Annotated in this window: 12 protein-coding genes and 1 pseudogene; 8 read left to right on the top strand and 5 right to left on the bottom strand. The window is 42.9% G+C overall.

Annotation, left to right across the window (positions count from 1 at the left end; all coding sequences use genetic code 11):
• Window positions 1-386: 386 nt before the first annotated feature.
• From V7K48_RS26000 to V7K48_RS25975, 6 genes are all read left to right on the top strand, one after another.
• Window positions 387-3,023 carry an EAL domain-containing protein gene (locus V7K48_RS26000; protein WP_335076733.1) on the top strand — a complete coding sequence of 879 codons (2,637 nt, stop codon included), beginning with the start codon at window positions 387-389 and terminating at the stop codon, window positions 3,021-3,023.
• Between the two features lie 74 nt (window positions 3,024-3,097).
• On the top strand, window positions 3,098-4,018 hold the full coding sequence (locus V7K48_RS25995; RefSeq protein WP_335076732.1) for a histone deacetylase family protein: 921 nt from the start codon (window positions 3,098-3,100) through the stop codon (window positions 4,016-4,018).
• 452 nt (window positions 4,019-4,470) lie between these two features.
• Entirely contained in the window at window positions 4,471-4,608 is a 138-nt protein-coding gene (locus V7K48_RS25990; RefSeq protein ID WP_334972163.1) for a hypothetical protein, read from the top strand.
• A gap of 178 nt (window positions 4,609-4,786) precedes the next feature.
• Entirely contained in the window at window positions 4,787-5,233 is a 447-nt protein-coding gene (locus V7K48_RS25985) for a tellurite resistance TerB family protein (protein WP_335076730.1), read from the top strand.
• 209 nt (window positions 5,234-5,442) lie between these two features.
• Entirely contained in the window at window positions 5,443-6,798 is a 1,356-nt protein-coding gene (locus tag V7K48_RS25980) for a UDP-N-acetylmuramoyl-tripeptide--D-alanyl-D-alanine ligase (RefSeq protein ID WP_335076727.1), read from the top strand.
• 342 nt (window positions 6,799-7,140) lie between these two features.
• The gene (locus tag V7K48_RS25975; RefSeq protein WP_335076725.1) at window positions 7,141-7,467 is read left to right on the top strand and encodes a hypothetical protein; all 327 of its coding nucleotides are present in this window, start codon (window positions 7,141-7,143) and stop codon (window positions 7,465-7,467) included.
• Window positions 7,468-7,628: 161 nt separating this feature from the next.
• Here V7K48_RS25975 and V7K48_RS25970 read toward each other — a convergent pair whose 3' ends face one another.
• Both V7K48_RS25970 and V7K48_RS25965 read right to left on the bottom strand, forming a co-directional pair.
• On the bottom strand, window positions 7,629-7,964 hold the full coding sequence (locus tag V7K48_RS25970) for a hypothetical protein (RefSeq protein ID WP_334972171.1): 336 nt from the start codon (window positions 7,962-7,964) through the stop codon (window positions 7,629-7,631).
• A gap of 204 nt (window positions 7,965-8,168) precedes the next feature.
• Window positions 8,169-8,570, bottom strand: a complete 402-nt coding sequence (locus V7K48_RS25965) for a fasciclin domain-containing protein (RefSeq protein WP_335076723.1) — start codon at window positions 8,568-8,570, stop codon at window positions 8,169-8,171.
• A 388-nt stretch (window positions 8,571-8,958) separates the two neighbouring features.
• Here V7K48_RS25965 and V7K48_RS25960 point away from each other — a divergent pair, with 388 nt between their 5' ends.
• Window positions 8,959-9,165, top strand: a complete 207-nt coding sequence (locus tag V7K48_RS25960) for a ferritin-like domain-containing protein (RefSeq protein WP_335076721.1) — start codon at window positions 8,959-8,961, stop codon at window positions 9,163-9,165.
• A 99-nt stretch (window positions 9,166-9,264) separates the two neighbouring features.
• Here the strand turns inward: V7K48_RS25960 and trmFO are convergent, their stop codons facing one another.
• Window positions 9,265-10,581: an FADH(2)-oxidizing methylenetetrahydrofolate--tRNA-(uracil(54)-C(5))-methyltransferase TrmFO gene (trmFO, locus tag V7K48_RS25955; RefSeq protein ID WP_335076719.1), complete on the bottom strand. Its 1,317-nt coding sequence runs from the start codon at window positions 10,579-10,581 to the stop codon at window positions 9,265-9,267.
• A gap of 458 nt (window positions 10,582-11,039) precedes the next feature.
• On the opposite strand from trmFO, the pseudogene V7K48_RS25950 reads away from it, so the two are divergent.
• Window positions 11,040-11,243 (top strand): annotated as a pseudogene (locus V7K48_RS25950) (hypothetical protein); the annotation flags it as partial.
• 270 nt (window positions 11,244-11,513) lie between these two features.
• On the opposite strand, the gene V7K48_RS25945 reads toward V7K48_RS25950, so the two are convergent.
• Entirely contained in the window at window positions 11,514-11,930 is a 417-nt protein-coding gene (locus tag V7K48_RS25945) for an aspartyl protease family protein (RefSeq protein WP_335076717.1), read from the bottom strand.
• 78 nt (window positions 11,931-12,008) lie between these two features.
• Window positions 12,009-12,782, bottom strand: a complete 774-nt coding sequence (gene panB / locus V7K48_RS25940; protein WP_335076715.1) for a 3-methyl-2-oxobutanoate hydroxymethyltransferase — start codon at window positions 12,780-12,782, stop codon at window positions 12,009-12,011.
• Window positions 12,783-12,808: the final 26 nt, after the last annotated feature.

The following is a 12,808-nucleotide window of genomic DNA, read 5'->3' as shown; positions in this document are numbered from 1 at the left end:
TAATTCGGAATTTACCCACCACTCAGAATAAAAATCCGCAAATATACCATGTGTTCTATTCAGTGTTTAATTTTATTCTGGGTATCCTAAGAAAGACAAGGTTGGATGATATGGACGAAAGGACAAAATTTATAACTTATGTATGAGTGGAGAAAACAGCTAGAACTTCTACCGCAAAAACTGAATTGTTCAATTAGCCATCTGATTCCAGAAGGTCAATCATGAAGATAATATCTGGTTTGCACCCTCATACCAATTTTGGGTTCACAGACAGTGACAACTTTGATTGAGCAAATTTTTCCATAAGTTCAGACTTTCAGGTTGAACTTATGGGAGTAGTATTTTTCAGACTAAGACATAAAGATATGAGAATTTGAGGAACAGCCATGCTAGGAAATGAGCGGGGAAAAATACGCCATTTATTGGTTATCCAAGACCTGGAAGGGCGACGAACTGTCCCCTTGCAAGAGACTACTTATTCTCTGGGGCGGCATTCCGCAAACACTATTGTCTTGGCTTCCCGATCAGTATCTATGCAACATGCGATTTTATTGCGAGTAACTGTTCCAGAGACTGACCAATACGGTTTCCAAATTATTGATGGCAACTACAAGGGTAAAGGAAGTACTAATGGCTTATTTGTGAATGGTACTAAATGTTTTTCTCATAATCTTAGAAATGGAGATATCATTGCCTTTGGTAGTAATCAAGCTCAAGCTAAATACTATGCTATTTCCAACATCTCAGAACAAGCATTTTCTGAATCTTGTGATGTTGAAGACTTATCTGGTTTCCTATCAGAGCAAGCCAGTCTTGCAAATCCTTTTCAAACCCTAGCTGTCGATCCCACCTTTGAAGCAGCTAGTGAGTCCGCCCTAGCTCGCCTAGCATCCTTTCCTGAACTTATCCCCAATCCAATTATTGAGATGGATCTCGAGGGAACAGTGACTTATCTCAATCCAGCCGCCGCTCTCAAGTTTCCCAAACTTCGGGAAGTTGGGACAAAACACCCGATCTTAACAGGACTCCTGAGTGCAGTTAACAATCTCGAAAAAAATTCTTTTGTGCGGGAGGTGGAAGTAGGCACAGAAGTTTTTGAACAATCCGTTCTCTACCTTCCTGAAAGTGATTTAATTAGAACTTTTATTGTTAGGGATATTACAGAGCAAAAGCAAGCTACAGCCGAACTGCGCCAGCGCGATCGCTTGTTACAGGCAGTTGCGGAAGCCGCCAATTATTTGTTAGGGGAAATGAATTATGAAACTGGTATTGATCGAGCTCTCGCTATATTGGGCGAAGCTGCTTTGGCAGATCGTGCCTATCTCTTTCAAAACCATCCGCATCCTGCTACAGGGGAAATAGCAGTCAGCCTGCGGTTTGAATGGACGCATTCCTCCATTGAATCTACCCACCACCATTGGCAGAATCAGCCTTATCAAGCTTCTCGATTAGCCCGTTGGTACGCTGTTCTCTCTAGCGGCCAGTCGATTAGCGGACTCACCCAAACATTTCCTGTCGCCGAACAAGAATTCCTGATTCGAGATCGCATTCAATCCCTTCTGTTGGTACCTCTCCGCTTGGAGAAGGAGTTCTGGGGTTACCTTGGCTTGGCAGACTGCACCTTTGAGCGTCATTGGTCAACGCACGAAGAATCTACCCTTTTGACGATGGCCGCCAGTATCATTGGTGCACGGCAGCGTCAGCAAGTAGAAGAAAAGATTCGCTATCAAGCCCTCCATGACGTGCTGACAGGGTTGCCCAATCGCCTACTATTTAATGAGCTGCTCAGTAAAACTCTGCCCAACGCTACTCGAAATGGCGAAAGTTTAGCTGTGATCTTCCTCGACTTGGATCGCTTCAAGGTTATTAATGATACTCTGGGGCACACTCTGGGAGACCAATTATTACAAAGCCTTGCTCAAAGATTAAAAGACTTACTCAGAGGCGGAGACACCATAGCTCGTTGGGGAGGCGATGAATTCACTATCTTACTTCCGCGAGTCAATGATATTGAAGAAGTAACCCTGGTGGCGTACAGAATCTTACAAGCTTTAGAGGATGCTTTCCATCTCCAAGGGCATGAACTTTATGTGACTGCCAGCCTCGGTATTGCATTGCTTGATAACAATAGTCCTGACGCCGAAACACTAATTCAGCACGCGGATGCCGCGTTATACTACGCCAAAGACAAAGGGCGGAATAACTACCAATTCTATAGTGTTTCCCTGAGCGCTAAAAATCCTGAACTCCTGACTTTAGAAAAGAGCTTGCGCTATGCCCTAGAACGCAAAGAATTTACCGTGTACTATCAGCCTCGTGTGGACATTGCCACAGAAGAAATTACTGGTATGGAGGCTCTGTTGCGTTGGCAGCACCCAGAGATGGGGTTAGTCGCACCCAGTGTCTTCATTCCCCTCGCTGAAGAAAGTGGATTAATTATCCCTATCGGCGAATGGGTGCTGCGGACAGCCTGTAGCCAAAATAAAACCTGGCAAGATACAGGATTGCCACCCATGACGATCGCTGTCAATCTTTCTCTTAAGCAGTTCCGCCAACCCAAATTGGTGGAGACTATAACCGAAGTTTTAGAACAAACGGGGTTAGAAGCCCGCTTTTTAGAATTAGAAATTACCGAAACCACAGCTATTGAGGATTTAGATTTTACCAGAACAGTGTTACAAAATCTACAGCAGATGGGTGTTTATATCTCCATTGATGACTTTGGTATAGGTCATTCCTCGCTCTCGCGCCTACAGCTTTTGCCACTCCACAATCTGAAAATAGATAAATCTTTTATTCAAGATTTGACGCAGGATGTAAAAGTAGCTCATATTATCAAGGCCATAGTTAGCTTGGGACAGAGCTTGGGATTAAAGTTGACAGCCGAAGGGGTAGAAAAAGAAGAGGAACTGGAGTTCTTAAAATCTATCAACTGTGACGATGTACAGGGCTTTTTCTTCTACCGGCCACTTTCTGCAAAGATTGCAACAGAAATCCTCGAAAGTAAACGACCAAAGCTCTAGCACAAGGATAAAACTGTTTGTACCAGTAACGATACAATAGCATTCATTATCCTGCTGCCAACCTTTTTCGTTCTATGCTGCCAGTCATCTATTCTGACGAATTTTTAGATCACAAGACTGGAAAATACCATCCCGAAAGACCAGAACGCTTGATAGCGATCGCTACTGCCCTAAAAACAGCTAAATTCGCAGATCAAATTGACTGGCGTCAACCTACACCAGCATCATCACAACCATCACTGATGTCTGTGTTAGTTAAAGCGCATAGCCCAGCCTACATCAAAAAACTTTGGCAAATCGCTTCTAGTGGCGGCGGCCCTTTGGATGGAGATACGCCAGTTTCCCCGCGCAGTTATGATGTGGCATTGTTGGCAGTCAGTGCCTGGTTAGATGGAGTTGAGGCTGTCCTCAAGTCAGCTAATCCGGCTTTTGTACTGGCGCGTCCCCCAGGACACCATGCAGAAAGTGATGCGGGGATGGGATTTTGCCTATTTTCTAATGCAGCGATCGCAGCTTTATTTGCCCTAGAACAACCTGAAATTAACCGCGTCGCCATCCTAGATTGGGATGTGCATCACGGTAATGGTACTCAGGCGATCGTCGAAACCCAAGCACGCATCGCCTACTGTTCCCTACATCAGTATCCATGCTATCCCGGTACTGGAAGATCGACAGAACGCGGCTTTCATAATAATGTATTAAATTTACCAGTACCCCCTGGTAGTGATATTGCAGTATATCAGCCACTATTTGAAAGACAGGTAGTACCGTTTTTAGCCAACTTTCAGGCAGATTTACTGATTGTGAGTGCTGGTTACGATGCTAATGCAGCAGATCCTTTGGCAAGTATCAATTTGCAGCCAGAAGACTACGCTTTATTTACTGATTATTGTTTAGGGGTAACTCGTAAAATTCTGTTTGGCTTAGAAGGTGGTTACGACTTTGAGACGCTTTCTCAATCAGTTGTAGCGACGATTGAACGCTGTTTACTTTAAGTGGAACCTGGGAATTCCTGATTGAGTAACTTTCGTATATGCACTGAGATCATAATAATCTTATTTGATTTATGGCTCAGATTCCTGGTTTTTTGGAGAAGTCGCAAATCTTCTTGTATATTTCATTTGGGTTTCACAACATAGTCTGCAAAAATAAGCAATTTGTGTATATTTATTGTCATGGTTATTTGTGACTTAGTTGACTAATTTTATAACCATCTTTACGTAAATTTAGGGTGATAAAACTTTTTTCTAAACTCAACCTAAGTAATTTCTTTTACAAATGCTCTCGATAATTCATCAAATCTTCAGAAATAAAAGGTTTGAACAGTGCTCTGAAAGAGCTAAAGTTTTGTTAAGATGCAATTGCTAGCAGTTTCTCACCGAAATTCACCTATCGGGGTGTGGAGAAATAAAAAGTACTAGCAGCACAAATTTCAAAAGGTGAAGCAATGACCACCTACATTTTTTTCGATGAAGCCCTACGGATGCTGACCAACGCCTATTTGATATCAGCAGTACTGTTAATAGCAGCTTCTGGTATAGGTTTGGCGGTAATAGAAACAATAGAAAAGACAGGAGAAGGCTAAGTTTACAGATGGCAGTATAGTTTTTGCTAAAAACCATTGGGTGCTGGTGTTCGCTGTGAATAAATCCTGGGAACACTAAAGTATGAAAGTCTCACAGCGTTGCAGTCTTACCTAGAAATCCACCAAACACACAGGTAACTGTAGCGCTATTGGGACTCATAACCAAGGAGCTACTACAATGGGTCTATTCGACGCTGTGTTGGGTACAGAAAGCCAAATCCAAACAGCACTCAATCCAGAGGAAGCTTTTGCTGTCATTATCTTAATGGCAACGGCTTCAGACGGTTATCTTTCTGTTGAGCAAGCAAATTCTATCACTTCTGTGCTGTCCCGGATGAAACTTTTTAAAACTTATCCCCAAGAGATGATGAACAGGCTGTTTAACAAAATCTTGGGCATTCTCCAGGGGGATGGTTTTAATAGTTTATTTAATGCAGCAAAACATTCTTTATCTCAAGACTTGCGGGAGGCAGCCTTTGCTGTAGCCACTGATTTAGTCTTAGCTGAAGGTATCATAGCTGAAGAAGAAAAAAACTTCTTAAATGATTTATATCAAGCTTTAGGTGTTTCTAATGAGATAGCTATCCAAATTGTACAAGTAATCTTAATTAAAAACCGGGGATAGGCGATAGAACATATGCCTAATTAAACTATATAAATAGCTGATAAACAAAGTGTGCCAAAGGAGTTAAGTTTCTTTGGCACTATTTTTGGTGTTATTGTGACTAGGCTTAGATTCGCAACTTTTTCGATAAGTCGCAAATCTTGTTGTTCAATGCAGTATTGTGTCATAATTCGATTTTCTAATTTTGAACTTTAAGTTGTAAATTACTTATGCATTGTTCTGCTACCCTAACCCAACTGGTTGAAGTTCTTTTGGCCAGTCCGATAAACTTATCTGAAACTGCTTTAACACAAGTAAGTAACGGTATCCAAACAGATAGCCGTACCCTGAAGCCGGGTGAAGTATTTCTAGCTTTGCGAGGTGATAAGTTTGATGGGCATGAATTTGTACCAACTGCGATCGCCAAGGGTGCAATAGGTGCAATTGTGGATTTTGAATACGAAAATCCCGGATTTCCTGTGTTACAGGTAAAAGACACCCTCAAGGCATATCAAAAAATTGGCAGATGGTGGCGCGATCGCTTTAACATTCCTGTAATTGGGGTTACAGGTTCTGTGGGCAAAACTACAACCAAAGAATTGATCGCCACAGTTTTAGCAACAAAGGGACGAGTTCACAAAACTTATGGAAATTACAACAACGAAATCGGTGTCCCAAAAACTCTCCTAGAACTTGGCGCAGAACATGACTACGCCGTGATTGAAATGGCGATGCGGGGTAGAGGACAAATTGCCGAACTGACGCAAATAGCGCGTCCAACAATTGGAGTGATTACCAATGTGGGGACGGCACATATTGAGTTACTGGGTTGCGAAGAAGCGATCGCTCAGGCAAAATGTGAATTATTAGCTGAAATGTCTGCTGATAGTGTGGCAATTCTCAACTACGACAATCCCCTATTAATGGCCACAGCGGCGAAAGTTTGGCACGGAGAAGTTTTGACTTACGGCTTTTCTGGCGGGGATATCCAAGGGCAGTTAATAGATCACCAGACTGTAGGAGTTGCAGGAATCCAACTGCCTTTACCTCTACCTGGGCGTCACAATGCGACTAATTTCTTGGCAGCTTTAGCGGTGGCAAAGGTGTTGGGGATCGATTGGGCAAGCCTTAAAACAGGTGTGGTGGTGGATATGCCCACAGGGCGATCGCAGCAGTTTACCTTGCCCAATGACGTGGTAATCTTAGATGAAACTTATAATGCTGCACCAGAAGCTGTAATAGCAGCGTTGCAATTATTAGTAGATACACCCGGAAAGCGGAAAATTGCTGTATTGGGTGCAATGAAAGAATTGGGAGAGCGATCGCAGCAGTTGCACCAGCGAGTCGGAGAAACAGTGCGAAAGTTGAATTTAGACGGCTTGTTGGTTTTGGTAGATGGACAAGATGCCGAAGCTATCGCCCTTAGTGCCGAAGGTATTCCATCGGAGTGCTTTGCCACTCATGCTGATTTGGTTGCTAGATTGAAGACATTTGTGCAAGCAGGCGATCGTTTATTGTTCAAAGCCGCCCATTCCGTGGGACTAGATCAGGTAGTCAATCAGTTACGTGCAGAATTTCCCAAATGATACTGCCAGAAACCTAACGTCTCATACTGCGAGACTTTGTAGAATCAGATTGGCCAATGGTTCATAAATAGGCCAGCGATCGTGAAGTTGTGCGTTATTTGACGTTTGGCCGACAAACAATGCAGCTGAAGTAAACAATCCTAACTCGTCTTTAATCTAAAATTTGGAGAGCGATGTTTAACAACAAGCCCTGACTCTCGTTCGCCTTTGGCGTCTCCTCTTCTCTACGAGACGCTGCGCGAAGGGAGAAGACTCGCTTTAAGCGTACTCCTTCTCCTTCTCCTGACGGAGAGGCTGCGCCAACGGGGAAGCAAGCTACGCGTAGCGTCTTTTGGAGTTGCCATGCCGTTGGCGCAGCCTCTGGTAGAGAAGGCTTTACACTACGCTATCTGGTTCAGGAATGACGCTCGTTCGCCTTTGGCGTCTTTCTTTGGAAGAAGACTCACTAATGCTGTGCTATCGCAATCGACACGGGAACCGCCAACTCTTGGAGAGGCTTCTGCTAATGTGCAGCGTCTGATAAAGAAGACTGCGACTCCCTCACTGATAGGCGTATACGCAGCGCTTTACTTATCAGAAGCTATGATCGCAGGGTTACAATTATTGGCAGACACACCCGAAAAACGTAAACTTGTCGTGTTAGGTGCTATGAAAAAATTGAAAGAATGATCGCACTAGTACCGCAAGGCGGAAGTCAAAAGTCAAAAGTCAAAAGTCAAAAGTATTACGGAATAGCCTTTTTAAGGTTTTTAAATGGTTGCTCTATTTACGCCGTGCTGTACTAGTTGCACCTGCAAGTTAGAGAAATAGTGCGATCAAGAGTTTAGATTTCAGGCGTTGTTGGAAAGACTAGGACTGTTACCGTAGCGTCTTTGAAAAAGAATTGCTGCCAAATTAGTCACCAAACAAGTAATTGCTAACCACAGCAAGATATAAGTAGGAGCCATCACCACCCCAATCATGAACCAAGTATATACGTGCAATATCATCACCGAAGCGAAAAAGCTGGCAATTCCAGCAGATTGCCACACTTGATATGATGGGCGACGTAACGCTACTAGGCTCATCGTTAAAATTGTGACAAGCAAGTTCGCTGGTACGAGAAATGTACAAATACTTACACAGTTGCCACGAGAGAACTCAACTAGGGTGTTAAAATCGAGCATTAATTTGTTGGGATAGTGTTAGCTTTTTAAGAATTTAATTTATTGTATTTTAAAATAAAAAAATCTATCTTAACATATGAGTGAGTAATCACATTGCAAACATAACATAAATTAAACTATTTAGCTGCGTTTTGATACTACCAATAGTTAGTTAATTATAAAGATTTTGGATAAGTAGGGTGGAAAACACCCACCCTAGCTCAATTAACCCGGTAAAATCACTGTATCGATAACGTGTACTACACCATTATCAGCTTCGATATCTGCTGCTAAAACTGTGGCATTTTTAACTTCAAAACCATCAGAAGAATCAATTTTAATCGGTGAACCTTCTACAGAATTAACCGTACCGAGTTGTGCCAAATCAGCTTTTAACAGCTTTCCTGGAACGACATGATACTTTAAAATCCGCGTTAGCTGGGGAATATTCTGTAATAGAGTTTGGATAGTTCCCGCTGGTAACTTAGCAAAAGCATCGTCATTTGGTGCAAAGACAGTGAACGGGCCAGGACTTTTTAATGTTTCTACTAAACCAGCAGCTTGTACAGCTGCCACCAGTGTTTTAAAAGACTCAGCCGTAACTGCAACATCAACAATATCAGCCATATATCTTACCTAAATCTCTGCAAAAGATTTTAAAGGATAATAAACCTATTTTAAGTTTTATTAAATAAAATAAATTTAAAATCAGGCGTTGAATAAACTACACGTAGACGCGTACTTCCTGTCAGACATCACCTGATGATGTTTCTAGGAAAATTCCTGTGTAGAACAAATGTCCGTCGCACGTATACCATTCTGGGAACTGGAGTAATGTAACTGTTATCGGTGGGTTGTGCTTTCTATGTTCTAATCAAGTGGGGTCAGGGGATATACACTACTTAGATTATGGGCAGATTATCAGCGATCGCTTCATTCAAACAATGCTCAATTATACTGTCAAGGTGATGTTTCATCTTACATCAAAAAAGGTAAGGGAAACTTAGATAGCGATGTGAATATTGCCAAGCTGGCTTTAGCTTTGGAGACTGATGCTGCGATCGCCTATACCCAAAAAATTGCTAAGTTGAAAACTCCAAAATTGATTACTGTGGGGGCGAGTATCGGCTCTACTAAGGCTGCCCATGCTGCGGCTATTCGTGCCACTTTCAAAGAAAGCTCTAGGAGTGAATCTCGAAATTATACCAACGTCTTTTGTTAGCATTGAAACTCGTGAAGCCTGGGTGTTGAAGGTATAGATAGGGACTGGGGACTGGGAAGATGGGGAAATCTCAATGTCCAATGCCCAATGCCCATTAATTTAATTATGATTTGCTTTCCAGTTTGCTAGATCACTTAAAGAGCGATCGCGGTAACGTCCGTAACGCTCCTGCTTACTTTTGATTTTCGCACCTAGTTCCGGAAAAATCCCAAAGTTGGGCGGCATTGGTTGGAAATGCTTCGGCGAAGCGGAACTAATAAATTCCAATAACGCACCCATCATTGTTGTTGGTGGTAAAATCAAAGGTTCTTTACCCAAAGCTAGCCGCGCGGCATTAATTCCTGCCAAGCAGCCACCCGCAGCCGCTGCGGTGTAGCCTTCAGTACCAATCAACTGTCCAGCTGCTAACAATGTCGGACGCTCTTTAAATTGCAGAGTTGGATGCATTAGCCCAGGAGCATTAATAAAAGTGTTGCGGTGCATCACTCCCAGCCGCACAAACTCCGCCTTTTCCAAACTGGGAATTAGCTGAAATATTCGCTTTTGCTCACCCCAGCGCAGGTTCGTTTGGAATCCTACCATATTCCACAGTTGACCGGCTTTATCTTCTTGTCGCAACTGCACCACAGCATAAGAACGTTCGCCTGTGCGAGTATCTGACAATCCCACTGGCTTTAGGGGGCCATAGCGCATGGTATCTTCCCCCCGCTGTGCTAGTTCTTCAATGGGTAAACAAGCTTCAAAAAATTTCGCTGTTTCCCGTTCAAAACCTTTGAGTTCTGTTTGTTCAGCTTTACAAAGTTCTTCTCGAAACTGCAAGTACTGCTCTTTATTCATTGGGCAGTTGAGATAAGCGGCTTCACCTTTGTCATAACGTGATGCCATAAAAGCAACGTCACGGTTAATCGATTCTCCCACAATAATCGGACTAGCCGCATCAAAAAAACTGAGGTATTCCATCCCGGTAAAGCGACGCAAATCTTCTGCCAAGTCGGGGCTGGTTAAAGGCCCAGTCGCCAAAACCACAATTCCTTCCGGAATCACAGACACTTCATCCCGGCGAAATTCAATTAAAGGATGGCTAGCTAAAGTTTGAGTCAAGTCTTGGCCAAATTGTCCTCTATCGACGGCTAGCGCCCCACCCGCAGGAACGGCGTGTTCATCAGCTTTAGAAATGACGATAGAGCCAAGTTGGCGTAATTCTTCGTGTAATAATCCAGCTGCGCGATCACTTCCCATTGCCCCAAAGGAATTACTACACACTAATTCTGCCAAATGTTCTGTATGATGAGCCGGACTGAAGCGTTTTGGACGCATTTCATGGAGAATTACTGGCACTCCAGCTTGGGCTATTTGCCACGCTGCTTCTGTCCCAGCGAGTCCACCTCCAATTACTTGTATCGGTTGTTGTTCCATAGTTAAATTTTTAGTTCCTATATCATAAGTATTCATCAGCATCACAGAAGTAAAATTAAATTAAAAGAGGTAAATTCATAACTACTTCTGTAATTCTATCGATAAATTCAGTTATTCCGTTTTAGTGACACAACTGGCAATGTGTTTATTTTGGCAGGTAATGAACTGTAAATCTTTGTATTTCGTGACAGAACTTGGAAATTTGTCAATAGACCTCTTGTAAAAATCCTTGAATCAACCCTCCCCGATGTATTGGGGAGGGCGCAAGATTTCAAGCTTCCCCCCAATATATCGGAGGGATTAAGGGGGGTCTATTCGACTTATGCAAGAGGTCTAATGAAACCTAATTTTGCAGAAATGTCCACAAAATAATTGAGGGCATATGTGCTAATCGGCAAGATATAGAAGCAGTGGTAATCCTATTTAGTCGCCGGACTCCTGACTCAGAAGCAATTATTTTGGAAGTGCATAAATTAGTTAATGGCAAGTATATATTGCAAGCAGGAAATCCGGTTTGGCTATCCGAAATTGGCTTAGGAATTGGCTGCGATCGCGGCAATTATTCCGGTGTAACCAGAGAATGGCTTTATTAGTATGATCAGTCAGGAAAACGCTATCCTACGCTGCAAGAGAAGATTCAACAAACTGAACAACGCGCTTAACGGTTAGCGGAGAAATTGCGTAGACGCGTAGCGGCTTGTCGTTATATCATGTCCGCCAAATTACCCATAATAAAAGAACCCCACCCCGCAAAAGCTACGCTTTAGCTCCCCTCCCCGCCTGCGGGGAGGGGTTGGGGGTGGGGTTCTTCGGGTTTAATAAGCAATCAAGCGGACATGATATTAGACATCGCTCGGCATAGATCCAGATAATCTTGATTAAATTTATGTGTGAATCGCGGCAATTATTCCGGTGTCATCAGAGAATGGCTTTCACTTAATTATGGCAACTGGATAATCAGGGTGTTCTGGATTGGGAATTAATCGCTGGTTTCTGCAATCTACCAGTAAATCTATCTGTTCTAAAACCACTTGACCAATTAATACTTCATTACCAACAACCAATGCTTCGACTACTGTTTCACGTCCTTGGCACTCAATTATTACAGGCTCAGTAACTCCGATTGTTTCTTCACTACCATTTGCATATTGAGCGACACGTTGACCTCTGATTCTTAACCCTAGCTGTTCTACTATTTGTGGTGGAATAACTAAGGATACTGCACCTGTATCTACTAATCCTTCTGTTTCACATTCTCGCAAAAGTCCCGGTGCTAGGAGTCCTCGACTGACTAAAGCTTCATCAATGGCATTTTTTAACTTTACTTTGGTACGAACTGAACCCATCATGAGCAAAACAAAAATTTATTATCTTCTATTGTGTATACTCTCAGCTTTTGCGCCAATTTGGACTCAACTCAAATTCTACTATGATGGAAACTTCCGATCGCGCACTTCTACAGCATAATCTTGCACAGCTTTGGTAATTGTCTCGCGCAAATTTGTGTAAACCTTGGCAAAGGGTGGCTGCTTCTCTGTAAGTCCGATTACATCTGAGGTAACTAAAACTTGTCCATCGCAGTGAGTTCCTGCACCGATACCAATTGTCGGAATGCTCAGTTTTTGGGTAATCTGCATTGCTAAATCTGCGGGGATATGCTCTAACACTAGAGAAAATACACCTGCTTGTTCGAGAGCGATCGCTTCATTTAAAATTCTTTCTCCGGTTTCCTGGCTCTTTCCCTGTTGTCGCAAACCAAGTTGATGTATTGATTGTGGTGTTAAACCTACATGACCCATTACCGGAATTCCGGCTTGTACTAAACGAGCAATAGTTTCTGCGATCGCTGGATAGCCACCCTCCAATTTTACCGCTTGAGCGCCCGTTTCCTTCAATACTCGCCCAGCAGAGTGCATTGCTTGCTGGAGACTTTCTTGATAAGTCAAAAATGGTAAATCTACAACCACTAATGCGCGTTTAACTCCTCGACGCACGGATTTGGCATGGTATATCATCTCATCCAAAGTTATTGGCAGTGTTGTTTCATACCCTAGAACTACTGCCATAGAGTCACCCACAAGGATTAAGTCTACACCAGCTGCGTCGAGGAGTTGAGCGATCGCATAATCCCAAGCGGTCAACGCCACAATTGAACGTCCCTGTTGTTTCCATTGAATTAATTGCTGGGTAGTGATTGCCATTGCCAATTTTAGATTTTGGATTTTGG

The organism is Nostoc sp., assembly GCF_036919615.1.
GTDB lineage: Bacteria > Cyanobacteriota > Cyanobacteriia > Cyanobacteriales > Nostocaceae > Nostoc.
This window is presented reverse-complemented; position numbering and strand designations above follow the sequence as displayed.

Bases quoted from the DNA above. Each gene is read 5' to 3' on its own strand.
- trmFO (WP_335076719.1), bottom strand. From the start codon at position 10,581: ATGGAACAACAACCGATACAAGTAATTGGAGGTGGACTCGCTGGGACA.
- panB (WP_335076715.1), bottom strand. From the start codon at position 12,782: ATGGCAATCACTACCCAGCAATTAATTCAATGGAAACAACAGGGACGT.
- V7K48_RS25985 (WP_335076730.1), top strand. From the start codon at position 4,787: ATGGGTCTATTCGACGCTGTGTTGGGTACAGAAAGCCAAATCCAAACA.
- V7K48_RS25980 (WP_335076727.1), top strand. From the start codon at position 5,443: ATGCATTGTTCTGCTACCCTAACCCAACTGGTTGAAGTTCTTTTGGCC.
- V7K48_RS25975 (WP_335076725.1), top strand. From the start codon at position 7,141: ATGCCGTTGGCGCAGCCTCTGGTAGAGAAGGCTTTACACTACGCTATC.
- V7K48_RS25970 (WP_334972171.1), bottom strand. From the start codon at position 7,964: ATGCTCGATTTTAACACCCTAGTTGAGTTCTCTCGTGGCAACTGTGTA.
- V7K48_RS25990 (WP_334972163.1), top strand. From the start codon at position 4,471: ATGACCACCTACATTTTTTTCGATGAAGCCCTACGGATGCTGACCAAC.
- V7K48_RS25945 (WP_335076717.1), bottom strand. From the start codon at position 11,930: ATGATGGGTTCAGTTCGTACCAAAGTAAAGTTAAAAAATGCCATTGAT.
- V7K48_RS26000 (WP_335076733.1), top strand. From the start codon at position 387: ATGCTAGGAAATGAGCGGGGAAAAATACGCCATTTATTGGTTATCCAA.
- V7K48_RS25995 (WP_335076732.1), top strand. From the start codon at position 3,098: ATGCTGCCAGTCATCTATTCTGACGAATTTTTAGATCACAAGACTGGA.
- V7K48_RS25965 (WP_335076723.1), bottom strand. From the start codon at position 8,570: ATGGCTGATATTGTTGATGTTGCAGTTACGGCTGAGTCTTTTAAAACA.